General features: G+C 48.5%; 16 protein-coding genes. 11 read left to right on the forward strand and 5 right to left on the reverse strand.

The genetic code is table 11. The features are described 5' to 3' along the window. Positions 1 to 8 precede the first annotated feature (8 nt). Entirely contained in the window at positions 9 to 854 is an 846-nt protein-coding gene (locus tag AC4PME_RS07320) for a GNAT family N-acetyltransferase (protein ID WP_491045585.1), read from the reverse strand. Positions 855 to 970: 116 nt separating this feature from the next. After that, complete coding sequence (locus AC4PME_RS07325; RefSeq protein WP_491045586.1) at positions 971 to 2,125, reverse strand: M20 aminoacylase family protein; 1,155 nt, start codon at positions 2,123 to 2,125, stop codon at positions 971 to 973. Positions 2,126 to 2,305: 180 nt separating this feature from the next. Here AC4PME_RS07325 and AC4PME_RS07330 point away from each other — a divergent pair, with 180 nt between their 5' ends. The 3 genes from AC4PME_RS07330 (at position 2,306) to AC4PME_RS07340 (ending at position 6,365) form a co-directional block, all read left to right on the forward strand. After that, positions 2,306 to 3,769, forward strand: coding sequence for an aldehyde dehydrogenase family protein (locus AC4PME_RS07330; protein WP_491529538.1), 1,464 nt, complete (start codon positions 2,306 to 2,308; stop codon positions 3,767 to 3,769). A gap of 35 nt (positions 3,770 to 3,804) precedes the next feature. After that, on the forward strand, positions 3,805 to 5,127 hold the full coding sequence (locus AC4PME_RS07335; protein ID WP_119501676.1) for an NAD(P)/FAD-dependent oxidoreductase: 1,323 nt from the start codon (positions 3,805 to 3,807) through the stop codon (positions 5,125 to 5,127). A gap of 152 nt (positions 5,128 to 5,279) precedes the next feature. Continuing rightward, the gene (locus AC4PME_RS07340) at positions 5,280 to 6,365 is read left to right on the forward strand and encodes a mechanosensitive ion channel family protein (protein ID WP_491045659.1); all 1,086 of its coding nucleotides are present in this window, start codon (positions 5,280 to 5,282) and stop codon (positions 6,363 to 6,365) included. Position 6,366: 1 nt separating this feature from the next. On the opposite strand, the gene AC4PME_RS07345 is transcribed toward AC4PME_RS07340, so the two are convergent. Next, positions 6,367 to 7,587 (reverse strand): MFS transporter, encoded by a 1,221-nt coding sequence (locus tag AC4PME_RS07345; RefSeq protein ID WP_491045588.1) that lies wholly within the window; start codon positions 7,585 to 7,587, stop codon positions 6,367 to 6,369. Between the two features lie 540 nt (positions 7,588 to 8,127). On the opposite strand from AC4PME_RS07345, the gene AC4PME_RS07350 reads away from it, so the two are divergent. Together AC4PME_RS07350 and AC4PME_RS07355 are read left to right on the forward strand one after the other, a co-directional pair. After that, complete coding sequence (locus tag AC4PME_RS07350; RefSeq protein ID WP_491045589.1) at positions 8,128 to 9,912, forward strand: diguanylate cyclase domain-containing protein; 1,785 nt, start codon at positions 8,128 to 8,130, stop codon at positions 9,910 to 9,912. 114 nt (positions 9,913 to 10,026) lie between these two features. Next, on the forward strand, positions 10,027 to 12,087 hold the full coding sequence (locus AC4PME_RS07355; RefSeq protein WP_491045590.1) for an amidohydrolase family protein: 2,061 nt from the start codon (positions 10,027 to 10,029) through the stop codon (positions 12,085 to 12,087). Between the two features lie 77 nt (positions 12,088 to 12,164). Here the strand turns inward: AC4PME_RS07355 and AC4PME_RS07360 are convergent, their stop codons facing one another. Further along, positions 12,165 to 12,884 (reverse strand): hypothetical protein, encoded by a 720-nt coding sequence (locus AC4PME_RS07360; RefSeq protein WP_491045591.1) that lies wholly within the window; start codon positions 12,882 to 12,884, stop codon positions 12,165 to 12,167. Positions 12,885 to 13,265: 381 nt separating this feature from the next. Between AC4PME_RS07360 and AC4PME_RS07365 the strand changes: the two genes are divergently transcribed. After that, a complete protein-coding gene (locus AC4PME_RS07365; RefSeq protein WP_491045592.1) occupies positions 13,266 to 14,645 on the forward strand; it encodes a polysaccharide lyase family 7 protein in 1,380 nt (459 codons plus the stop codon). A gap of 48 nt (positions 14,646 to 14,693) precedes the next feature. Here AC4PME_RS07365 and AC4PME_RS07370 read toward each other — a convergent pair whose 3' ends face one another. Continuing rightward, positions 14,694 to 15,674, reverse strand: a complete 981-nt coding sequence (locus tag AC4PME_RS07370) for a polysaccharide lyase family 7 protein (protein WP_491045593.1) — start codon at positions 15,672 to 15,674, stop codon at positions 14,694 to 14,696. A 449-nt stretch (positions 15,675 to 16,123) separates the two neighbouring features. Between AC4PME_RS07370 and AC4PME_RS07375 the strand changes: the two genes are divergently transcribed. The 5 genes from AC4PME_RS07375 (at position 16,124) to AC4PME_RS07395 (ending at position 25,134) form a co-directional block, all read left to right on the forward strand. Further along, complete coding sequence (locus tag AC4PME_RS07375; protein ID WP_491045594.1) at positions 16,124 to 16,705, forward strand: TonB-dependent receptor plug domain-containing protein; 582 nt, start codon at positions 16,124 to 16,126, stop codon at positions 16,703 to 16,705. A gap of 64 nt (positions 16,706 to 16,769) precedes the next feature. Beyond that, on the forward strand, positions 16,770 to 19,157 hold the full coding sequence (locus AC4PME_RS07380) for a TonB-dependent receptor domain-containing protein (protein WP_491045595.1): 2,388 nt from the start codon (positions 16,770 to 16,772) through the stop codon (positions 19,155 to 19,157). 186 nt (positions 19,158 to 19,343) lie between these two features. After that, a complete protein-coding gene (locus AC4PME_RS07385) occupies positions 19,344 to 22,994 on the forward strand; it encodes a VCBS domain-containing protein (protein WP_491045596.1) in 3,651 nt (1,216 codons plus the stop codon). A gap of 174 nt (positions 22,995 to 23,168) precedes the next feature. Beyond that, positions 23,169 to 23,744: a DUF2239 family protein gene (locus tag AC4PME_RS07390; protein ID WP_491045597.1), complete on the forward strand. Its 576-nt coding sequence runs from the start codon at positions 23,169 to 23,171 to the stop codon at positions 23,742 to 23,744. Next, complete coding sequence (locus tag AC4PME_RS07395) at positions 23,728 to 25,134, forward strand: MATE family efflux transporter (protein WP_491045598.1); 1,407 nt, start codon at positions 23,728 to 23,730, stop codon at positions 25,132 to 25,134. The genes AC4PME_RS07390 and AC4PME_RS07395 overlap by 17 nt, the downstream gene beginning before the upstream one ends. Positions 25,135 to 25,137: the final 3 nt, after the last annotated feature.

The following is a 25,137-nucleotide window of genomic DNA, read 5'->3' on the forward strand; positions in this document are numbered from 1 at the left end:
TCAAATTCTTAGCCAAACGCCTGTGAGGCTAAAGCAAACACTTTACGGGAGCCGTCACCCTGTGACTTTTCACCTTTTTGCATTACGCACACATAATCGACTTGCTGAAGTCCTGCATCCATAAGCCAGGTTTTCACTGCTTCTGCACAGCCGGTTAAGTCGAAACGTACAAAGCCTTCTACGTTCTCAAGTAATGTGAGAATAAGGGCTTTTGCCACGTCTTCAGATGCCGCTACCACGGGTCCGATTGTCTGGCCACGGCCACTGGTACGTAAAAAAGCAAAGCCTGTCAGAGCGACACCGTCTCTCGCTACCACACCCTGTGCCAGCGGGAAGAAACTTCCGAGCAGTTTACTGCGATCACACTGATAAGCAAAGGTATCGAAAGAAAAAACATCTTGAATATCATCCTGTTGCATGGATGATATAACATCCGGCACATCAGGTTTCTGGGGCAACCCCGTAAGTGTCCCCTGCACCTGAGTAACGTGATCTGTGACTGAAAAGCCGCACTGTTCATACAGGCGCTTACCCGCTTCTGTTGCCACCAGCATTAATGTTCTGTCTCCGGCCTGTGACATTACTGTGTTCATCAGCCGGCGGCCGAGGCCTTGTCCCTGCATATGGTCCGGTACAACAACAAGACCCACGGTGGCGCAGTTGTCGTAGTCCCACCATAGAATACAACCAACGATGTCATCATTCTCACCGGTGATTACACTGCCGTTACCGGTTTCATAATGCAGTTGCCAGTCGATATCGCGGTGCGGCCACTTAACGGCCTGCGTGAATGATAAGCAAACCGGTAAATCCGTTGCCTGCATAGCTCTGACTGTGAATTGGGTTCCCGTCATAGTTACATCCTCTGCCTGATGGGGACAAACGCAAAAACTAAGTACCTGCGTTTTCAATCAACTTTCGTAAATGATAATACTTCTCAACAAGCATGTTATGTTGAAAACACTGCCTGTCACCGCAGATATTGCTCCGCCAGCGCACAATGCAGAGAAACGCCGGTTGCCAGCACATCATCATTGAAGTCGAACTCAGGATGATGCAACGGAACATGCTTGTCAGGTTTGCCTTGCCCTAACCAGATATACGCGCCTTCACAGGCTTGCAGCATGAAAGAAAAGTCTTCAGAGGTAAAGGCAGCTTCCGGCGCTGCAAGGGCCTTTCCTGCTGCACTGGCCGCCACCAGCGCATCTTTTGCTGCCTGCTGATGATTAATGGTTGCCGGGTAGTAACGGTCATACTCAAGTTTTATGTCAGTACCGCTGGCCTTCGCAGTACCTTCTATAATTAGCAGCATCGCCTGTTCAATGGCGTTTTGTACCTCTGGATCAAACGTGCGTACGGTACCGGTAATACTGACTGTAGCCGGTAACACATTATGAGAATGCCCGCCCTCTATGCGGGTCACCGATACTACAGCCGTTGCTGTTGCAGGAATACGCCTGGCAACGATGGTGTTGAGCTGACTGACTAACTCACTGGCCGTAAGAATGGCATCAGGTGTCTGGTGAGGTAATGCGGCGTGGCCGCCTTTGCCTGATACCGTGATCTCAAATTTGTCTGCCGCCGCCATGATCGGGCCCGGACGGGTAGCGATAGTACCAGCAGGTAAATCCGGCCAGTTATGCAAAGCGTACACCCTGTCGCAGGGGAAACGTTCAAACAGCCCGTCTTTAATCATGGCTCTGGCACCGGCCTTGCCTTCTTCCGCAGGCTGAAAAATAAACCGGACAGTGCCGTTAAAATTGCCGGCGCGGCTGAGTTGCTGTGCCGCCCCGAGCAACATGGCGGTGTGTCCGTCATGGCCGCACCCGTGGAATACACCGTCGTGGCAACTGGCATAAGGTAAACCGGTATTTTCCTGAATAGGCAGCGCATCCATATCGGCGCGCAACCCCAACGTTTTTTTTCCGTCGCCTTTTGTCAGAGTGGCCACAATGCCTGTACCACCGATATCTGTCGTAACGTCTAAGCCCAGCGCGCGTAAAGCCTCAGCAACTTTTTCAGCGGTGCGGTACTCTTTATAAGCCAGTTCAGGATGCTGATGAATGTCCCGTCTGAAAGTGACTAACGACGGTATCAAATCATCGATGGAATTGCTGGTGCCCATGGGTTACTCCGCTGCGGTATACTTTGCTGTTTCACACAGTTTACCGTATCTCTTACAGCGCATTCGACGTGTTTAGTGAGTCTGCAGCAACATTTTTTGCTGTGACATAGTTATCTGCGGCAACCTATGCTTTTGTAAAACAGGTAGACTTTTCACCATCAGTATTCAGCCGGATTTCTTATGCAAGTGGCAACCTCCTCTCTTATTCAGGATTTACCTGTTTCACAAAGCTACATCAACGGAGCCTGGGTCGACACACAAGGCACAGCCTGTGTTGATGTTATCAACCCGTCTGATGAATCAGTGTTAACGACTGTCCGGATGGGTAGTCAGCAGGATGTCGACAGCGCCGTCGCCGCAGCGCGGGCCGCCTTTGAGAGCTGGTCTGAAACTACCGCTGAACAACGCCTTGCTCTGCTGGACCGCTTGTTAGCACAATTTGATAAGATGGCAGAATCTTTTGCCAGATTGATTTCTGCGGAAATGGGTGCCCCCCTCACCTATGCACGGAATGCTCAGGTGCCTCTGGCCAAAGCCCATATCCAGACAGCGCGGGATAATCTGCAGCGCTACCCGTTCACACAGCTACGCGGCACCACAGCCATCGTTAAAGAGCCCATTGGTGTAGCTGCACTTATCACGCCGTGGAACTGGCCTTTGTATCAGATCACCGCCAAAGTCGCCCCGGCGCTGGCTGCCGGTTGTACTGTGGCTTTAAAGCCCAGTGAACTTTCTCCGTTAAGTGCTCTTGCCTTTGCACAGGCGATTCATGAAGCAGGGTTTCCGGCCGGCGTGTTTAATTTAGTGAATGGTGATGGTGCAGTGGTGGGTACAGCCCTGTCTGAACATAGTGATGTGGACATGATTTCTATCACCGGCTCAACCCGGGCTGGTATTCTGGTGGCACAGGCCGCGGCAAAGACAGTGAAACGTGTCGCTCAGGAACTGGGCGGTAAATCACCGAACCTGCTGTTACCGGATGCGGATTTTAATACTGCAGTACCGGCTGGTATTGCAGCCGGCATGCGAAACTGCGGACAGTCCTGCAGCGCACCAACCCGCATGCTGGTTCCCCGTGAGCGCCTTGAGGAAGTAGAAGCGTTAGCGGTTGCTGCGGTGAACGGGTTTATTCTGGATGTGGCAGACAATGAAAATGCGACCCACGGGCCCCTTGCCAATAAGGCGCAGTTTGACCGGGTGCAGACAATGATTCAAAAAGGGTTAGACGAAGGAGCACGTTGCATTGTTGGCGGCACCGGAAAACCTGACCATCTGCCAACAGGCTATTTTGCCAGACCGACGGTATTCAGTGATGTCACCACCAATATGGCCGTTGCACAGGAAGAAATTTTCGGTCCGGTGATTTGCTTAATCCCCTACGATTCACTGGATGAAGCCGTTTTAATCGCAAACGACACCGTTTACGGGCTGGGCGCACACGTACAGTCACAGGATCTGACGCTGGCGCGCAAGGTCGCAAGAAAAATCCGCAGCGGTCAGGTACATATCAACTATCCGGCCTGGGACCCGCAAGCACCTTTTGGTGGATACAAACAATCCGGTACAGGCCGTGAATACGGCGTGGAAGGGTTAGAAGAATATCTGGAAACCAAAGCCATCGTCGGCTACGCACAACCCGAATAACGTTATCACGTTAACCTGATAAAATTGGAAAAAGCATGTCTCCACAGTTAAAGCACATTGCCAGCGATGACACCTTACCTTCACACGCCGATGTGGTGATCATCGGTGGCGGTATTATTGGTTCATCAGCCGCCTATTTTCTGGCTAAACAAGGCTACCGCGTTGCGCTGGTAGAAAAAGGACGGGTTGGCGCAGAACAATCCAGCCGTAACTGGGGCTGGTGCCGCCAGCAAAACCGTGATGCCCGGGAGTTGCCCACATCAGGTCTTTCCATGCGCTTATGGGACGAAATGTCCCGTGATATTGGTGAAGATCTTGGTTTCAGACGATGCGGTTTGATGTATGCCACTGACGATCCTCAGCAGTTAGCTGAATGGGATGCCTGGCGTGAAACGGCAAAGCAGTTCGATGTAAACACCCGTATGCTGAGTGCAGCAGAAGCCAACGAAAAAATGCCGGCCAATGGCAGAAGCTGGCTGGGCGGTGTGCATTCTGTTGATGACGGCAAAGGTGAGCCTGCCCTTGCTGCCCCCATGATAGCGGAGGGTGCACGGGCACTGGGTGCCACCATTCATCAGCATTGTGCAGCGCGGGGTTTAGATATCACCAGCGGTAAAGTGAGCGGCGTCATCACTGAAAAAGGCACCATTCAAACTCAGCGGGTACTGTGTGCTGCCGGTGCATGGGCTTCCATGTTCTGCCGTCATCACGGTATTATCTTTCCCCAGGCCAGTGTGAGACAAACCGCATTCCGCTCCAAACCCATTAAGAACATCGGTGAAGCCATTTACACGTCCGGCGTGGCGTTAACCCGTCGCCTGGACGGCACGTATACCGTCGCCCTCAGCGGCACAGCACTGCTTGAATTTACCCCACAGGGCATACGTTTTGCCAAACCCTTTATGCCCATGTTTATTAAGCGTTTAAAAGCAGTTCAGGCCGGGATCGGCAGTTCGTTTGTCTCCGGCCCTGAAGCAATTAACCGTTGGAAAAACTCGCAGATGTCCCCCATGGAAAAACACCGCATTTTGGATCCGGCACCAGTGAAAAGTAATCTGGAAAAGACCTTACATGCGGTCAGAACCATTTTTCCTGAACTGGCAGACATGGAAATCGGCGAAAGCTGGGGTGGTTATGTAGACTGTACACCGGATGCCATTCCGGTAATGTCTGAAGTCGATGGCCTGGAAGGTTTTTATCTCGCTGCAGGCTGTTCAGGTCATGGCTTCGGTCTCGGGCCCGGACTGGCGAAAGTTGCCGCCGATTTGGTAGTGAACAATACCCCTGAGGTAGATGCTACCGCATATCGTTTATCACGGTTAACTGACGGTTCCAAAATTGAAGTAGGTGCGATTTAGCCGCCCGCAGACGGGCATGACTTACCGGACTTATCAGAGAATGGTGCAGCTTTTGCACCGTTTACCGGCAAAAGCAGTAAACAAACCTGTTCTGCAATTGCCGGAAGTCCTCCAATATGACGATACCTGCATTTTTTAAGACCCAGGAAGCAATGACCCTGGGCGCACTGTTGTGTGTCATTGCACTACTTTTCATCGCCAAACGCATTATCCTGGTGCGGCTAACCCGAAAAGCCCGCTCTCAGGACAGCTCCATGGCAGGTATTTACCGCATTCTTGTGCTGTCTCTGGATGCCCCTCTTACTCTGTTTATCTTCCTTGTTATTATTGTACTCGGCCGGTTTCTGCTTATTTGGCTTAGTATCATAGACAAAGACATTGCAGCCATTGTGGATCACGTGGTGAAGGCCGGTCTGATCCTCACGTTTTTTCTGTTTTTTGAGCGCTTTTTTACCTATTCGTTACGGCGGTATCAGAATCAGTCCACGCTGGTTAAAAATACCAGCGGCATTGCCGGCGGCGCCATCCGCGCCATACTCGCGTCACTGGCCCTGCTGATAATTTTAAGCACTATGGGCGTGTCTATTACTCCGGTCATTGCTTCACTGGGGATCACTTCTCTGGCAGTGGCTCTGGCCCTCCAACCTACCCTGGAAAACTTCTTCTCCGGCTTGCAACTGGTCGTGGATAAACCTATCCGCATCGGTGATTTTATTGAGCTGGATTCAGGTGAACAGGGCTTTGTGGAAAAAATTGGCTGGCGTTCCACCTGGGTGCGCATGCTGCCAAATAACATTGTGATCATGCCAAACAGCAAACTGTCAAATTCTAAACTGATCAACTATTACTATCCCGAGCGGGAATTGTCTGTGCCCGTGGAAGTGGGCGTGCACTATAATTCTGACCTGGATAAGGTGGAAGATATTTGTCTGGAGGTAGCGAATTATACGTTAAAACACCACGAATACGGCGTAGAAACCTACGAGCCGTTTGTGTTGTTTCACACCTTCGATAATTCCAGTATTAACCTGACAGTGATGCTCAGAACAAAAGAATACTTTAACCGCTTCTTTATCAAAAGTGCATTCATCAAGATGCTGAAAAAGCGCTTTGATGAAGAAGGTATTGTAATCCCCTTTCCTATTACGGCGCTTAATGTGGATCAGGAGAATGCGGCAGCAATACTGGCTGCAGCGAAATCTCCGGAGGCAACAATGCCGCCGGAGAAATCATCATAAATCAACCGCAGCTTGGATTGGGGTTGGTACAAACAGGCCGGGGCTGCTGTTTCTGACGCATTTGCATATAGCTCAGTGCCCACATTACCAGGCCGCCCAGGAACAATAAGGCAGAGGCATAGCCAGTTTCATTGAAGGTAGCGCCGGTAGCCAGCAGAGTACCGCCGATCATGGGGCCGATGGCGTTAGCCGTGTTAAATGCGCACTGTACCAGTGCACCAATCATGGCATGACCGGTCGGGGATACATCCAGCAACATGGACTGAATAACCGCCGCCAGGCCCACACTGGCACCGAGGCAAAATACGGTCACATAGAGCCAGTAAATGTTTGACGCCGCGAAAACATACATCACCGCAATCCCCACGCTGCAAAGCAGTGCGATGCCGGTGGTAGCAATGGGCGATTTGTCTGCCAGCCGTCCGCACACCCAGTTACCGATAGTTGTGCCGATACCGAACATCATCATGGCGATGGAAATGGTCACTTCAGGGGCTTCAGTTACATTAATAATTGTGTCTGCCAGATACGTGTAAATGCAGAACACACCGCCGAAACCCACGAAGATAATACCGGAAATTGACCATACTAACTTGTTTTTCAGCACACCGAATTCTTCGCGTAACCGGGTAGGCGTTATCACCGGACTGCCTGGCACAACAAAATAAATCAGTACTGCAGTAATAAGGGCCAGTACGGCAACAATGCCCATACAAACCCGCCAGCTCATAGCCTGCCCCACCAGAGTAGCCATGGGTACACCCACAATCGTTGCAATGGTAAGGCCCATAAACACTTTGGACATAAAGCTGGCACGCTTACCTTTTGGTGCCATGTCTGAGGCTACCAGTAATGCTGTACCAAAATACGCACCATGAGGTAAACCGCTGAGTACGCGGTAGAACACCATTTCCGGTAAAGACGTTGCAATAGCACTGAGGCCGTTTGCCACAAACATCATCATCACGAATAATATCAGCGATGTACGCCTGTTAGTTTTGTTTGTCAGCAACATGAAAAGCGGTGCACCGATCACCACGCCGATGGCGTAACCACTAATCACATTACCTGCCATCGACGGCGTTACGTCAAATGAAGCTGCAATCAGCGGCAACATTGACATAGACGCAAATTCAGTCAGGCCGAGGGTAAACGTTCCCAGTGCCATAATGAGAATTGGCCAGAAATGAGACGTCTGCGATGTCCCGTTATTAAATGACATAGATACCTTCTATCAGGATAGTGTGTAAATAAAGCCGGCGAAGCCACTGCCTGTCATCGCTTTACATCGCTGATGATTTAGCAAGTTCTCCTACCGGATATAGAATGTGAAATACAGGTGTAAGGTGTATCTGCGATAATTCGGTTAAAACAGAATGTAGCCGGACTTCGCAGTATGATGTTTTAATGTTGATATTGTTCAGTGTTCAGGCCGATCCATCGGAACAACGTTATTATACCGCATTGTGATGGCTGTTGAACAACGTTGTTTGTCATACTATTTTGTTGATTCATCACTGCAATATGCGCTTTTTTCAATATAAATATAGATTACTAACAGCAACTTAAAAACTTTTACGAATAATTGATTTTCCTCTGTGCGGCGTTGTTCATAATGGTTATCATTACCTGCACATAGCGGATAAAAAATTGACATTTTTCCGTCTCTGGCTCGCTCAGGATGAACAGCCCGGACGGAACTGCTTGCCGGCATCGCTTCTTAATAAAGCCGGTTTGATTAAAAAAAGAAAAAATAAATACCATGTACAGTAAATTACGCGCTCTGATGACAGCGCTCACGTTATTCATGCTGTCCGGAATGCCGGCCTCTGTGGCAACCGAAGTCGATGATGTCATCAATAAAGTACGGGCGCCGGCTTATGATTGCCCGGACTCTGCCCTGTTTGATGAACTGGAAACCACGCTGAGTGATGAGTCTATAACCGCTGAGCAGCGTTTTTCCCTGCTTAGCGCGAAGGGTCAGTTTCTGATCTGCAGAGGCGATTACGAAAGCGCACTGACCATGCTCAAATCTCTGATTGCGCAGGAAGATGTGGATGACACCTCGTACGCTTACGTTTCAGCCATCAACCAAATCGGCTTTATCTACGATGCGCAGGAAAGTCCTGAACGTTGTCAGTATTACCGTCAGGCCAGATCACTGTCTTCACCGGAACGCCACAGCGATATTTTTACCTTCGCTTCGTTATCACTCATTACCTATTGCTCTGAGTCGTCTACAACCGGAGAGCGTCTTGGCAAGATGTTTACGGTACTGGAGCAGAATGCCGCATCAGGAAACCCCGGCGTACTGGCCCATATTCACAACGCCATCGGCCTGCTCTATGGCAGCCTGGGGCAACATGCTCTGGCAGCAGAGCAATATATAAAAGCCCATGAGATGGGTCTGAAGGTTTATGAAGGCAGCAATAGACTCAGTATTCTCATCAGTGCCATTGTTTCGCTGATAAGTAGCGGGCAAACCGAAGAAGCGTACCGGCGAATTATGGAATACGGCGCACTTAACCGTGAAATCAACACACCGCTGACTAACTACCACTACCATTACGCCCTGTCGTATTACTATCGTAAAACCCGGGATTTTGACCAGCTTGCAGCCACGTTGCCGGATTTCAAAACGGCGATTTCAGCCGTTTCCAGTTCATTCGGCCTGCTGATGTACAACTGGCACGAAACGGAAGTCTGTTTGTACCATCATGATTTAACCTGTGTGCAGAATTACATAGACAGCTTAAACAAAGGTGATAATTACATTCCGCCCAGATTCAGAACCAATCTGGATTATCTGAGCTTCAACCTTGCCATGTATCTGGCACTGGGCGACATAGAAAAAGCCCGTATTGCCAATGAAGTGTTTGCCGCTGAAGCTGAAAATAAACGCATTCAACAACAAAACTCCGCAAATATTCTGAGCGCAGCGAATCTGTACAACCGGATTTACGACCTGGAGGGCGAAGTTGTTGAAGCGAAAAAGGAGCGCAAACAAATTCTCGCCATAGTGACCGGGATTTTTCTTATCACTGCTGCGCTGGCAGCCTATGTGCTGCGTAAGAAGTTCCTTGCTTCTAAAGCCATCGACCCGGTCACCCAGTTGCTAAATGCCGATACCGCCATCAGCCGTATAAACAGACTGAATGCCCCAGGTAAAAACCGCGCCATTGCCATCGCTATTTTTGATATCAGTAATCTCCGGGAAATCATCCGGCTGCTGGGCTCTACCAAAGCGGACAGTGTGCTGAGAAAACTGGCACAAACATTACAGCTCACCACCCGGGGGAATGACATTCTTGGACGCTTCGGTACTGAGCAATTCATCATGTGCCTTCACAATATTGAAGAACGCAGCGCCCGTTCTTATTTTGAGCGGGTACAGACCGCGTTGGACAATACACTGGACAGCGGCACAAAGACCGGCAACGTTGCCGTTGAGTCAAGTATGAGCGTGTTTGTCTCTCACGAAAAGATTACCGATTTAAGTGATATTCTGGATGAAATGGTCATGTCTATTGATATGGAGAACCGGTAACCTTCCCCGCCCGTAGTCTGAAGTTTGCGGGGTACAGTAGTGAAATAAGGTTAGTTTGCAGCGTTTTCTCTGTTAACCGTGACATACTGGTTAAAATAATAAAGGGAACATAATATGAAAAAACTGGCACTACTCACCTTTACGGCAGCACTGACTGCCTGCTCGGGTCCGGGTGAACAAACCGGGTCAGACAGTCAGACTCAACCTCAGAAATCAACGACCACTCATTTTGATATGTACCTTGGCGGTACAGACGTGGGTGATATGGATATCACCCGTACCGGCAATAAAATAGACATTGATTACGGTTTCTCAAACAATGGCCGCGGGGCCAGCAGCACTGAAACCATTATTTTGTCTGACAACGACATTCCTCTTTCCTGGTCTGTTGAAGGTAAAACTGTGTTCGGGAATGCAACGCAGGAGAATTTCTCGGTCTCAGGTAACACCGCCACGTGGCAATCTAAAGCCGAATCCGGTGAAGCCGGATTTGACGGTGCGCCTGTGTACATTGCACAGAACGGCAGCCCGTTCAGTGAGTACCTGTACGCCCTGACGCTGTTGAATGACAATCTGACAAAGTATCCCGCCCTTCCCTCCGGTCACATTACGCTCAGCAAAAAACAGGATCTCACGCTCTCCGCCACCGGCGGTGAAATCAAAGCCACACTTTATGCCATTGGCGGGATTTCCATGAACCCGTCTTATTTCATCATTGATGAAAACAAAGCGTTAGTGGGGCTGGTCAGCCCGCGCACAGCGATAGTTAAACCGGAAATTGCCGGGGAAGAAGCGCGCCTGCGGGAATTAACCGCCCAACTTAATGCACAGCGCTATAAAGATATCGCCAGCCGCTATCTGCATGACTACGAAAAGCCGGTACGCATCAATAATGTCCGTATTTTTGAGCCACAAAGTCTTTCTCTCAGCGAACCGAAGTCTGTAGTAATTACCGGTAACAAAATCACGGCAGTCGAAGCAGTCAGTGCTGCACCGTCAGACGACGAAGTGACTATTGAAGGCAACGGCGGCACACTGGTAGCCGGACTTTACGAAATGCACGGTCACATGAGTGATAACGATGCGTTACTAAACGTGCTTGCCGGTGTTACTTCCGTAAGAGACATGGGCAACGAAGTCGATATTCTGCAAGGTATTACAGACAATATCGCCAATGGCATACTGGTAGGCCCGCGCATTGCTAAAAGCGGCTTTATTGAAGGTAAAAGCCCCTTCAGTAACTCTACCGGTGAACTGGCCGCCAGCGAAGACGAAGCCGTTGAACTGGTCCGCAAATATGCCGGAATGGATGATTATATTCAGATAAAAATCTACAGTTCGGTGAACCCGGAATGGGTGCCGGCCATGGCAAAAGAAGCACATGAAAACGGCCTTCGGGTTGCCGGACACATTCCGGCTTTCGCCAAAGCAGATGAAATGATTGCTGCCGGTTATAACGAGATCACCCATATTAATCAGTTAATGCTGGGCTGGGTGCTCGACAGAAAAGAAGATACCCGTACGTTATTCCGCATTACCGGCATGAAACGCTTTACAAATTTGGATCTGAACAGCGATCAGGTTAATCACACGCTTACGCTGATGAAGGAAAATAACATCGCGCTGGATCCCACAACGGTGATCCACGAACATGCCATGACCTCCCGTAACGGTACGGTAAGCCCCGGTGTGGTGGACTACATTGATCACATGCCTCTCAGCAGTCAGCGTGCCGCAAAGGTCGCTATGCTGAATGTGGCGGATGAAGCTGAAGATAAAGCTTACAAAGACGCCTACGCGAAGATTGTAGCCACACTGAAGAAAATGCACGAAAACGGCATTCTTCTGGTGCCCGGTACGGATATGGGCGGCGCATTCCGTCTGCACCGTGAGCTGGAGCTGTTTCAACAATTTGGTATGACACCGGCAGAAGCTTTGAAACGGGGCTCGTGGGACATGGCCGTATACATGGGTCACGATGACAAACTGGGCAGCATTGAAACGGGCAAACTGGCTGACTTCTTCCTCATTCCCGGCAACCCGGTGGAAGATTTAAAAGCCATTAAAACCATCGCCATGGTCGTCGCTGACGGGCGAATCCTGTTTCCGGATGAAGTGTATCCTGAGTTTGGCATTTCACCGTTCACCACCCTGCCGGATGTAAAAGGCGAATAACCCCGCTATCTTAACAAACAAAACAAGACAGCCCCGTTAACGGGGCTGCTTAATCAGTTAACTTCTGCCGGTAATATTCAGGCGCCCTGTGGCATAAATGCTGGCAAACTCGCCTTCTGTGCTTCCGGTTCCGGTGTAATATTGAACACAATAAACATTAAAAATGTGCAGTACATGCTTGCTGCAAGCAGCAGAAATGCGCTCCAGTCCTGCTTCAGCACAATCGCCAGCGGCACAAACAATGCCACAGGCAGAAAGGCAGCCAGCGTTTTCCAGCGTAACATCAGCGACAACCAGATATGCTCTCCCTGTTTGCGGGACAGCGAGAAACTGTGACAGAAATGAGCCAGGATGTAGGGCATCAATTGCGCCACACACACCAGCGCACCACCAAGGACAATCCCCGTCAACGTCATCCCGTCATAGGCCACCGCTGCATTCCCGGCGGCTGCCGGCATTAACCCTGACAGTAAATCAGCGGCAAAAAATGCCAGCCAGCTTAAAGCAGTGATCCCCAGAATAGCCGGCAATATCAGCCGCTGATGAAAGTTCAGTTCGGCGGCTAATCGTCTGAGCGAACCATACCGGTACTGAATACTGACCACACATACCACAAGTGACACCAGCAACGCACACGCGCCCATGCGTAGCGGAAAGAAAGAAAACGGCACCACTGTAACAAGCAGAGCCAGCAGCAACATCACACCACAGATCACAGGTGACCGGGCAATGAAACGGCACATTTCCTTGTAGCCCCGAAAATAGTCCTGTACAGAAAGATTGGTATTGATTTGCATAAGAACACCTTTTGAAGATAAGCGTTTAGTTTATGCGCAGCAGTAAATAATTGAAGAGTATGAACATTAAACCGGGTATCAGATTGTATGACAGAGTATGTTTTTTAATACGGTGTGAAATATAACAGACATCCATTCTGCGTAAATATACAAAACTGCCGTCTCCGTAAAACTCAGCAGTTCAAAATGGTGCGGATGACTATTGGCATATTCTGAATCACAACAGCAACACCAAATTGGTTAGACAAAAAGACCGTAAAAAATTAACATCAAACTCCAACAAACTAACCAATTGGTAACAACTTGAACCAAAAACCTCACTTACCACATAAGATTTCAACACGCCTCCTCCCGTTTCCTTGCAAAACCTTCTTTGCTGCGATGTTTCTTACAGCATGTGGGGGGAGTAACGACATAACAGCTACCAATCAAACTACCGAACCGGTTAATCAACCTACACCTGACAGTAACGCTTGTAATAAAAATACTCATCCGGTAATAGCTGTCAGCGCAAGCGACAACTTACCTGATTACCCGCCAGAACTCGCCAGTGATGGCGATACATCAGTGCAATCCCGTTGGGGATTTGCCGGAGACGACGGTCAGTTAGTACTTGATCTCGGCAGTGAAAAAACTGTTGGAGCGCTGGCAATTAAATGGTTTGAAAGTACCAAATACAGCAATCGTTTTCAGATTGACGCGGCCACCGCTACCAATACCTGGTTTCAGGTAAGTAACGCTTTATCATCAAGTACCCGACAAGGTGGCTACGAACTGTACCCGCTAAGCGCAAGTCAGGCCCGCTATGTACGGGTTTCAATTGACGGTGATAACAGCACCGCCGGTATAGTGGAAGTGAAAGTTTATGAATGTCAGACACAAACGGGTCAGTTCAATCAAACTCTTCCTTCTGAAAACGGCATAGAATTGGATGACTGGTATTTGAGTATCCCTGTGGACGAGGATGAAAATGGACGTTCAGACAGTATCTCAGAAACAGAACTGGCTAAGGGCTACGCCCATTCTGATTTCTTTTACGCCAGTGAAGATGGCGGGATCGTTATGCGCTCACCGTCCTACGGATACAAAACATCTCAAAACACCCAATATGTACGCGTTGAACTCAGAGAAATGCTCAGGCGGGGCAATACCGCAATATCCACACAGGGAGTAAACAAAAACAACTGGGTCTTCGGTAGTACTGCTGCGCAGGCACAACAGCAGGCTGGCGGTGTCAACGGTGATCTTCATGTCTCCCTTGCGGTAAATGAAGTGACGACGAGCGGAGAAAAGTATCAAGTAGGACGCGTCATCATAGGTAAGATCCACGCCAATGATGACGAACCAATCCGACTTTACTACCGCAAATTACCTGCTAACAAAAATGGGGCTGTGTACTTTGTTCACGAGAGCCGGGAGACAGATAGTGACGGTAATAAAGTTGAGACTTTTGTAGAAATGATTGGCAGCCGTGCCAATGACGCACCGGACCCGTCCAACGGCATAGCACTGAACGAGCGCTTCGACTACCATATTTCGGTAGATGATAATTTACTTACGGTAACCATTAGCCGCCCTGATCACGAAGACATTGTTGCCCACTACGATATGGTTAACAGTGGATATGACGACAGCAGTCAGTACCAGTATTTTAAGGTCGGAGTCTATAATGTAAATAACTCAAGCGCTCCGGAGGAAGCTGTTCAAGCCACATTTTACACGATTCGTAACAGTCATACCGGCTACCTGTTCAGCGAATAGTAAGTTTATAAAGCCTGCCTCAATGAGGCAGGCCCGATATAAAAATGTTTAGTGTGTATATTGAAGATGATAGAAAGTAGCCTGCACGTAATCTCCTTTCTCGCCGCCATTATTCTGGTTATACACACCCGCCTTAAAATACATATACTGATCACCACCGAAGTAACCACTCGCAGTCATATCATAAGATTTAGTTATATTTACTTTACCTGCTCTTATTAAGGTGACGTGCAATACATTGTTTTCGACAGTGATTTTATAACTGAACGGTTCATTTAACGCGATGCCTTCTTCAGGATCCGGCAATGTGTGCGAACGGGACCCAATCATATTTACCCAGACATCGTCCCCACCATTAATTTCATGTGCGAAATAAACTGACCCTCTTTCATTGCCGGGTAATTTGCGATAATAAAGTCGGACAGGTTCATCATTCGTGGCATGAATTTGCCCTATAATGACCCGCCCTATTTTCTTTTCATCGCCGGTCACAGATACCCTGTTTACTGCCAACGTGGCTTCTAAACTGCCTTCTACAGCGCCCGCTTCACGTCGTAATGAACTGTGTGCACCACTGAAAACCCAGTTGTTTTCTGTCACGCCCTGAGTTTTGATTCTGGTATTTCCCCGTCTGAGCATTTGTCTTAGCTCTGTTCTGGCATATTTAGTGTTCTTAGATGTTTTCGCACCCACATTGGGACAGGCGAAAACCATACCGCCATCACTGGAAGTGTAAAATAAAGGGTTCACTTCAAACTGATCACTCAACGACTGCTCATAGATCAGGTCTGCTTTTCCATCTTTGTTTACGTCTGTAGGCAACGTCAGACTCCATCCCAATAAATCAAAGTTCTCACCGGGTGCTTTATCAGGACTTAAAGACCCAAAGTTACCCAACAGTACCCCGTCGGCCAGGCCCTGTTGAGACGATACTGGGCCGGAGAGAGTCTGCTCCCCTCCTTTACTATTGAGCGCGTATAAAATTGTCGCTATAAGAACAAAACGAATTGCGTAAGGTATCGCCTTCATTGGTCATCCAATTTGGTAAACTAAATTATCAAAATGTTTTAACCTATAATAAAGATTGGATCAACAACCCATTTACAAACAACCCACTTCAATCCAGTTTCATATTGTTATTTCCAGACAGCCCTAATCCTGACAGTTAAAAGCAATAACACATTGAGTCATGGTTAAAAATTGTGAATGATAAAATACCAGACCGCACCAACGACCCATTCCTTTTAGTAGATCCATAAACAGAATACTACAGAAACTTGTGTTCATTACTGTCTCCACTGCACCCTCCGCTCACCACCACCCAAAAAAAACATTGGTAACAACAACTGGTAAATTTAATGCCAACAATTGGTTGCCAATTTGGTTTTACTTATTTATATTGAATACAACAACAAAATAACAACTAAATAACATCAGTGTCTTATTTACTCGCACTATGTAACATCGGAGAACTCAACATGTCGGTGATATCAGGGAAACACAGGGATTATAACTACCAAATAAAACCTTTCAGGCTTTCGCCCGTTGCAAAATTGGTAAAAGCAGCTGCCATCGCCTCGGTAGCCAGTTCAATTGCATTTACTGCATCCGCACAAGAAGGAGAAACAGACACAAGTGCAGATGAAAATGTAGAAGTCATTGACGTTGTCGGTACACGAAGAACAATTCAGGATCAGATTGCCATCAAGCGTGAATCTACTACAGTGCTGGATGGCCTGTCGGCTGAAGACATCGGCGACCTGCCAGCCCTGTCAATTGGCGAAGCACTGGAATCTATTACCGGCGCTTCCTCGCACCGTGAAAATGGTGGTGCGACTGAAATCACTATACGTGGATTGGGCCCGTTTCTTAGTGCAACGCATATCAACGGGCGCGAGGCAACAAACGGAAGTGGTGACCGTTCAGTTAATTTCTCTCAGTTTCCCTCCGAGTTAATGAAAAAAGTAGGCATCTATAAAACCCAGGATGCATCAATGATAGAGGGTGGCGTGGCAGGAGTTATCACATTAGATAACGTTAAAGCCGTTAGAGTTTGGTAAGCAACGTTTTCAAACCGAATTTAAGCTGAACGCTAATCCGGATGAATTTAATGTCGATAACTCAATGCATAGTAATTTAGGTTATCGGGGTACCGTAAGTTATGTTGATCAATTTAAGTTCGATAGTGGTCAGGAACTTGGATTATCAATTGGTATTCAGCGTCAGGATATTAGTCAACCAGAAGCAGAATACCGGAGCTCGAGTCCGACCGGCGCTTCCCTGTGGGCCTGTTTGAATGATCCGACTAATAACAATGAAGGTTTCTTTCGCGGCTCGGCCGGAGATTGCGAAGATCAAGTAGCCGGCAGCAGTAACCAGGGTTATCAAACTGCCATAGACCCCGAAACCGGAAAAGCTCAGGACGCCGGTACTCCCTATGCATGGACGGGTTCCAGCCGAAGCTTCCGTCAGAATGAAACATCGGACGAGCGGGACGCGATTTTCCTCGGGTTGCAATTCAGACCCGCAGATGACTGGGACATCAACATTGATGTCCAAATTTCAGATCGTGTTCAATCTGAGGCACGTCATGACTTACTTTTCTTACAGAAGCGCGTGACCCCGGGTGTAACGGGTGAAAACTTAATTACAAATTCAGTGGGCGGTATTCTGCATTGGGAAGGCGAAGAGCGTTTCGAATCAGCAGGCGAGCAATTCTCCCGTGAAGAGAATTATCGTGGCTACGGCCTCAACATAGAACACTCCCCCACCGACGAACTGTTAATAAGCGCGGACTTCAGCTACTCACAAACCAAGAGGGAAGAACTTCAAATATCCAACCGTGGCCGCACCAGTGGTCGTCCTTTTTTCTCCTGGGATATGGGGGAATATATCCCCAATCTGACCGTGACTGATCTTGATGTAACGGACATTTCGAATTTCACAGATAGTTTGCGTACCCGGTTAGACCGCGAAAATGTGCGGGAAAACGAAATAATGGGTGCAAGAGTCGATTTTGAGTACTTTTTAGCCGGAGACATATTTAGCAGTGTTCAGGGTGGCATCAGAATGTCAGAACTTACATTCGTCCAGTTCGGCGGAAGTAACGGCAATGGTTCCCGGGTTGAATATAATTTGGATGAAAGTGTTACGTCTGCCCTTGATGTACTTGAGGGATGTCAAATAAGTTTCCCGGAAACTGACTTTCTATCAAACGTCTCGGATAGCGATCTTATTACTCATGTGGACAGTTCAGGAAATGTGGTTGCCAGTGGCACAGGGTCTTCATGGGCAACCTACGACAATGTTTGCTTCTCTGAAGCAGTAGCAATATCAGAAGGCGGTGAGTTCGCTTACCCGGAAGTGATATATGAGAATTCAGGCACGATAGATGTCACAGAAAAAACAACTGCAGCGTACCTGATGGCAAGTTATGACACTGAAATGTTTAGTAAATTCATTCGTGGTAATTTCGGTGTTCGCGTAGTAGATACAGAAGTAACCTCCATTGGCTTCAGGCAAGCCATTGATATTATTGCTGATGAAAACGGCATACTCCAGCTGTTCAGAAGCCCGGATAACATCGAACGTGTTGTAGGTGGTGGCGATTACACGGAAGTCTTACCAAGTTTTAACCTGGTAGTAGATTACACCGACGACATTTTGTTAAGAGCCGGAATTTATCGTGGAATGTCCCGAGCAAACCCTTCTGACATGGCTTACAGCCGCGACTTTATCGAAGATCCCGGGGCGGATCCGACGACTATCAGTGACCTTCTGGTAGGTGTTAACGGGTCAGGAAACCCAAATCTGCAGCCGCTAATGTCCTGGAACTATGATCTGGCCATTGAGTGGTATCCAAATGAAGACTCTATCTTCGCATTCGGTTTATACCACAAACAGTTCAATGGTGGTTTTCAGCAACAAACGCAACTGGAAAACTTTACTGTAAATGGTGAAGAAGTCGCACTACCGATTACAAATTCAGTCACAACTGAAGAGTCCAGCAGCCTTACAGGTATCGAAGTTTCTGTTGCATACCGCTGGGACACTGGTGTTGGCGTCAAATTTGGTTACAACTACGCTGACACTGATTTTGAGTTTGAAGACAGCAATTACGGTACTACCTTCGAGACTGATTTAGACGGCGTCACTACACAGTTGACAGAAGGCATTGTACCTCCGGGCTCTGTTCCCGGATTCTCTGAACACGTGTTTAGCGGTCAGGTCTATTACCAGATTGGTGACTTCGATACTGCACTTATCTACAAATACCGTAGTGAATATTTCCAACCTTACACAAGTGATGGCACAAGGCTCCGCTTTGTCGATGATGTGGGTGTCTGGGAAGCCCGCGCTTCATACAAGATCAACAAACACGTTCGTGTAAAAGTCGAAGCCATTAACTTGTTTAGTGAGCCTCGTTCAGATGATTTCTATGTCATTGGCAACACCGGCCAGGTAAGTGATTACGGTCCGCGCATATTTGCCGGTATCAGCTACAAATACTAGGAATTTGTGATTGCGAATGTGTGCAATCCGGAAAAACAAAACAAAAAATTTAAATCATACAGTCATGTCAAAATCACAACGGCTTGTTTTGGCATGACCTCTCAAGTGTGCCTGTTTTGCGTGGGTACCACCGTATCTGAAACGAAACACAACACTTGGGAACTGGCACTTTCAGGAGTAGAAAGCATGGTTAAAAAGTTACTTATTCCGGTCATGGCTGCTACAGCGTTAGCAGGATGTGGAGGCGATGATGAGGCGGAGTTGGACAAGAATAATCGTGGTAGTATTACACTATCAGGCGATGAGTTTATTGCAGGCGTAACACTCACTGCTACCGCAAATGATCCTGATGGCATTATCGCGGATACCCTAAAATACGCATGGTCTACCGGCGCAACAGGTACGACCTACACTATCACGGAAGCAGATGAGGGTTCGGTAATTACTGTATCTGCCAATTACACCGATGAAGCAGGTTTTACTGAAGGCGTCGGAGCATCAACTCCGGTTATACTTCCCACACTTGAAGTTACCGCAAACATTGTCAAAGGCCCTGTGAGTGGCGCAAGTTGTGAAATTTTTGCCATCGACGACAATGGCGCTGCAATAACACCCGCGCAGGCGTCTGCAACTTCCGGTGAAACCGGAAACGTGACTTTTACCGACGTGCATTTTGAAGGCAACGGTCTGGTATCCTGTACTGGCGGAAACTACCTTGACGAAGCTACTGGCAATACGCTGGACGCACCAGCAATGCGTTCAGTAATCAATGTTGTTGAAGGCAATGAAGACACTCCTGCTCCCACCTACGTGGTGTCCCCGTTAACTGAAATAGCAGTGCAAGGCGCAGCTTCAAACTTAAATACCTACGCGGATGTCGCTGCAGCCTATCACCTGCGTTTTGGTATTCGTTTTGACGCAACCGAGGTGTCGCCAACTGCTGTAGGTGTAACACCGTTAGGAGCAGACGGTGCTGAAAATGCCGACAGATATGGGTCCGTACTGGCGCTCTTATCTTCTCTTGATGCCAATGATGCCGGTAATGATATGGCAGCGCTGCTGGCTGAACTCGCTTCCGATTTGGCCGACGGGGCATTCACTCAGGACAACCTGGATGCTCTCGAATCGGCACAAGTTAGCTTACAAACATCATCTGCAGTTGCCGGGGATGTGGATGAATCAATGCTAAACATCGTAGGCGCAGCTATTGGCTACAACAATACGCCGGTTACAGCCATCATTGGTGGAACTTTGTCGGGGACTGTGGAAAATACGGCATCAGATCCCCTCACTGGCTTTGTTACTGTAGACGATCCTAACTTCTTAGAAGATGCCATAATACCTCAAACTGATGTAGCGCTTGATTATGGTTCATTCAGCATCACTGAAAATGGTGCATGGTCTTATACCGTTGACCTTGAGAATGAAACCGTGGCGAATCTGGAAGTGGGCAATTCAGTGCGTGATTACGTCAATATCGAATCGGTTGATGGCACCACTGCCGAAATTGCAATTCGCGTTGCTGCATTGACGCAAGTTGTAAAAATCTCAGATACAGGTGGTGATACTGGTGAAATCAGATTCAGCGTTGATAACCTCCGTCAGGGCAAGCTAAAGGCATCTTTCTCGAAAGAAGAGGCCCTCGGTAGCGATGGCAACATCAAAGATGCCTATATCACTCTTTACGGCAGCTCAGGCAGTTCAAGTGAGTCGCTTATCGACTTACGTGTTCAGGGCAATCAAACTGATAGTGACGGCCTCCCCATTGAGCCCCGCTTCCTTGTTCGTAATACCGACAGCGATGCTTACCCGGGTTCAGTCGTCACCGCGCCATTTGTTGAAGAGCAGTTTTATGATGTAGAAATCACCTGGAACATGGACAGTAACGAACAGTTGACCGTGAGCATCAACGGAGAAGTCATCGGTGGCGGTTCGTTTTCAACAGCTGCTGTAGTTGATTCTGACTTTACAGACTTGGATCAGTGGTTTGCCGACGGCGTACAAACCGTACAATTCAGATTTGGTGACAACGACAGAACGATTCCATTTGGCTCATTTTATGTAGACAACATTACCGTATATTCAGATGAAGCCGGCACTACAGCTGTATTTGAAGATAACTTCGAAAGTTACGCAACAGGCGAAACCCTGGACGGCGATTCCAGCTTATATAGCCTGGCAATATATTCTGAAGTCGTGGTATTTGATGTGGGTGATGGTGAAGCTGAACCAACCCCGGCAGTGTTCTTTAATTTGAACGGCGCCATAACAAGTGATGCCATTGAACCGGCAACGGGCATGGTCAGTGTGCTTGATCCGGATGATGGCGAAGCATTTGTTGCTCCCGCATCCACCGTAAGTACTTACGGTATGTTCACCATCATGGAAGACGGTTCCTGGACCTATACCCTTGACACTGCCAATCCCACCATCGCAGCACTGGTGAGTGGTGAGCGGGTCTCGGATACCATTACTATATCCTCTGTAGACGGGACTACTGCAGAAGTGTCAATTACCATATCAGGAGTCGGCGGTGAAACTGGTGGCGCCAATCAGGTTGCCGTAATCAGAGATACGAGCGACAGTGACACTGGTGAATTGCGATATGCCCTTGGGGATAATGGACCGCTTGCTGCGGGCAGAGTGACGGCTTCTGTTATGCGTAAGGATGACGATTTCGGTGATGGCGATGCATTTATCACTTTATTCAACTCAGCAACTAACAACGATGGCGCGATTGTAGATCTTCGTATCAAAGACGATGGTTTTAGTCTCCGGAGTCCCGGCGACGTCGATACCTCATCTGCAACAGTGAGACTTGATGAGTTCATGGATGTTGTTATTACGTGGGAATACCCGCAAGGTAACCTTGACGTAAATCCTCTGGTGACCGTTGAAATTGATGGTGTCAGTTTTGCTGCTGAAGGCTTGACACCGGATAACAGTTCCACGGGTGGTGTGACCCACGTAGCATTCAGATTTGGCGACAACAGCGGTGTAAGAGCAGACACTGGCACGTTTACCATTGATGACCTCGTTATTTACTCAGACACCGATGGCACTACTGAAGTCTTTTCAGATGATTTTGAATCTTTTGCAGATGGCGATTCACTGGATACTGACAACCCGGCTTCTCTCTATAACTCAAGCACTTCAGAAGCAACAGTAGAAACCATTGGAAATGACGGTGGGTTGGGTACAGACGGCAACAAGTTCGCAGAAATCCGGGACACAGATGCCTCTGACACAGGTGAACTGAGATATGCATTGGGTGATGATGGCCCGCTGGCCCAGGGTCGGTTTGAAGTGGATATCAAACGTCTTGACGATGATTTGGGTGACGGTGATGCATTTATCACCCTGTTTAACTCAGCAACAAACAACGACGGCGCCATTTTAGATCTGCGTATCAAAGACGATGGCTTTGGCGTGCGCAGCCCGGGTGATGTTGACACATCTGCCGCTACAGTTGTACCCGACCAGTTTATGAACGTGGTTGTGACCTGGGAATACCCTGAAGGTAATCTGGAAGTGACCCCTCTGGTAACCGTTGAAGTTGATGGTGTAAGAATGACTACTGACGGATTTACACCAGATAACAACTCTGTTGGTGGCGTTACACACATCGCAGTACGCTTCGGAGATAACAGCGGTACAAGACCCGACACCGGGGTGGTATCCGTGGATAACTTCACGATCTACTCAGATACAGCGGGCTCTGCGCAAATCTTTAAGGATGATTTCGAGTCATATCTTGAAGGTGAGTCGTTAGATACCGACAATGCAGCATCACTCTACAACTCATCTACATCCGAAGCTGTGGTTGGCGTAGAATAGGCTACATTAAACATCAGAGCCGCTGATGCGAAGCGGCACATATAGTTCACAAACCCCTCTGTCGCGGAGGGGTTTGTTGTTTATGACTACATACCCCATTTTTACCCCGATAATATTGATTAAATTCCAAACACCTGCTATTTTTACCCAGGCAAAAATAAAGGGTACAAATCTGTGGGTGACATCTACATCGCAATCCATAACAAAACTCTCATCGCGCAGGGTGAATTGCCGGCGGTTATTCGTGAAACAGTGAAACAGTTTCCTGACGCTGAGCCTTACTTATTTAAGTTAGATGACGGTAAACGCACTGATATCGACTGGCGCGGCGATGCTGAAGACGTAATCAGCCGTTTGCCTGTTTCATTAATGCCGCAGGTTAAAAAGCGGGGGCGTCCTAAGCTTGGCGTGAAATCAAAAGAAGTGACGCTGTTACCTGAACACTGGGAATGGCTGTCGTTACAGCGTGGCGGCGCATCGACGACGTTACGCAAGCTTATCGACGCAGCCATGGCTCAGATGACACCTGAGCAGGCACGTCGCATTAAGCAGGATCAGCTCTACAATATGATGCGGGTATTTGAAGATGAGGCTGGTTTTGAAGCAGCTTCAAGAGCACTGTACCGGCTGGATGAAACAGCTTTCACGCAGGCAATAGCAAACTGGCCTCAGGCGCTGCAGGCAATATACAGGGACAAGTTCATAAGCTTGACCTCTACAGGAAAAGACACAAATGACGGAACAAACTAATCAAAACCCGTATGTCACCCCGCCCCTTACGCGGGTATTTTTAAAAACTGCACTGCCCATCATTCTGATGATGGTCGTAAGCGGCTCACTGAACCTGGTAGACGCGTACTTTATTGGTGTATTTGTGGGGGCGGATGCGCTGGCAGCGGTCACAGCGATGTTTCCGTTATTTATGGTTCTGATAGCCCTGTCCACCTGGATTGCCAGTGGATTCGCCAGTGTAATGGCCCGCTTGCTGGGAGCAAACCGGTATGACGAAGCCCGTAACGCCTATGCACAAGCACTCACACTGGCGCTGATGATAAGCGTTCTTCTGATGCTCGTATTCACCCTGTCAGGCCAGTCACTGGCACTGGCCAGTAACAACGATAATCCTGCGCAGGCAGCTACCAGCTTTACCTATATGAGCATCATTATGTATGGTGCTCCGTTATTTTTCTGGCTGGCCATCGCTTCGGACAGCTTGCGCAGTGAAGGTCACATCGGCTTTATTGCACTGGTCTCTCTGATAACAACAGTGGGTAACGGCGTGATGAATTATGTCTTTATTGTGCTGTTGGAAATGGGCGTGGCCGGGTCTTCATACGGCACGGTAGCCTCACAAATTATTGCATTATGTGCTGTCTGGGCTTTTCGCCGCAGCCATAAAAACCGCACCGGTCTGCCGTTGTTCGCCATCACGGGTGCACGTAACAGATGGCGTGAGTTTTTGTCTCTGGGCGCACCATCCAGCCTCACCTACGTGGGTGTAGCACTGACTTCCGGGGCTATTTTGTTTAGCCTGCAACAATGGCTACCGGACAACTACGAAGTAACCGTAAGTGCTTATGGTGTGATCACACGGGTTCTGACCTTCGTGTACTTACCACTGCTGGGGCTTGGCCTCGCGATGCAGAGCATTGTGGGCAATAACGTGGGCGCGCAGCAATATCAGCGATCTAACCGCAGCTTGTGCATCGCTGTCGGCGTTGCGCTGTTTTATGGCGTGGTCACCGAAGGGTTATTATGGTGGCTGCGGGCTGACGTTGGTCACTTGTTTGTGGACGATCCCGCCGTTACGGATGAGATTGCCAGGTTGCTGCCTGTCGTCAGTCTCGCCTTATTTCTGATTGGTCCTTTAATGCTGATTAGCTTCTACTTTCAAAGTATTGGTGATGCGAGACGGGCGGGAATATTAACGATTGCCAAAACGTACCTGTTTGCCCTGCCGTTAATCTTTGTGTTGCCGCTTATGTGGGGAGAATGGGGAATCTGGTATGCGGGCCCTGCAGCTGAATTTCTCGGGCTGATGCTTACCGCAGGTATTTTGTATCACCGTGCAGTTAAGGGCAATCACCGCTTTGGTTTGCTGTATGCTGAGCGTCAAGCTGAGCCACAAGCCGGAAAATAAATA

The organism is Alteromonas sp., from assembly GCF_984505615.1.

Coding starts and splice junctions, on each gene's coding strand:
- AC4PME_RS07320 (WP_491045585.1), bottom strand. CDS start 854: ATGACGGGAACCCAATTCACAGTCAGAGCTATGCAGGCAACGGATTTA.
- AC4PME_RS07325 (WP_491045586.1), bottom strand. CDS start 2,125: ATGGGCACCAGCAATTCCATCGATGATTTGATACCGTCGTTAGTCACT.
- AC4PME_RS07330 (WP_491529538.1), top strand. CDS start 2,306: ATGCAAGTGGCAACCTCCTCTCTTATTCAGGATTTACCTGTTTCACAA.
- AC4PME_RS07335 (WP_119501676.1), top strand. CDS start 3,805: ATGTCTCCACAGTTAAAGCACATTGCCAGCGATGACACCTTACCTTCA.
- AC4PME_RS07340 (WP_491045659.1), top strand. CDS start 5,280: ATGACCCTGGGCGCACTGTTGTGTGTCATTGCACTACTTTTCATCGCC.
- AC4PME_RS07345 (WP_491045588.1), bottom strand. CDS start 7,587: ATGTCATTTAATAACGGGACATCGCAGACGTCTCATTTCTGGCCAATT.
- AC4PME_RS07350 (WP_491045589.1), top strand. CDS start 8,128: ATGTACAGTAAATTACGCGCTCTGATGACAGCGCTCACGTTATTCATG.
- AC4PME_RS07355 (WP_491045590.1), top strand. CDS start 10,027: ATGAAAAAACTGGCACTACTCACCTTTACGGCAGCACTGACTGCCTGC.
- AC4PME_RS07360 (WP_491045591.1), bottom strand. CDS start 12,884: ATGCAAATCAATACCAATCTTTCTGTACAGGACTATTTTCGGGGCTAC.
- AC4PME_RS07365 (WP_491045592.1), top strand. CDS start 13,266: ATGTTTCTTACAGCATGTGGGGGGAGTAACGACATAACAGCTACCAAT.
- AC4PME_RS07370 (WP_491045593.1), bottom strand. CDS start 15,674: ATGAAGGCGATACCTTACGCAATTCGTTTTGTTCTTATAGCGACAATT.
- AC4PME_RS07375 (WP_491045594.1), top strand. CDS start 16,124: ATGTCGGTGATATCAGGGAAACACAGGGATTATAACTACCAAATAAAA.
- AC4PME_RS07380 (WP_491045595.1), top strand. CDS start 16,770: ATGCATAGTAATTTAGGTTATCGGGGTACCGTAAGTTATGTTGATCAA.
- AC4PME_RS07385 (WP_491045596.1), top strand. CDS start 19,344: ATGGTTAAAAAGTTACTTATTCCGGTCATGGCTGCTACAGCGTTAGCA.
- AC4PME_RS07395 (WP_491045598.1), top strand. CDS start 23,728: ATGACGGAACAAACTAATCAAAACCCGTATGTCACCCCGCCCCTTACG.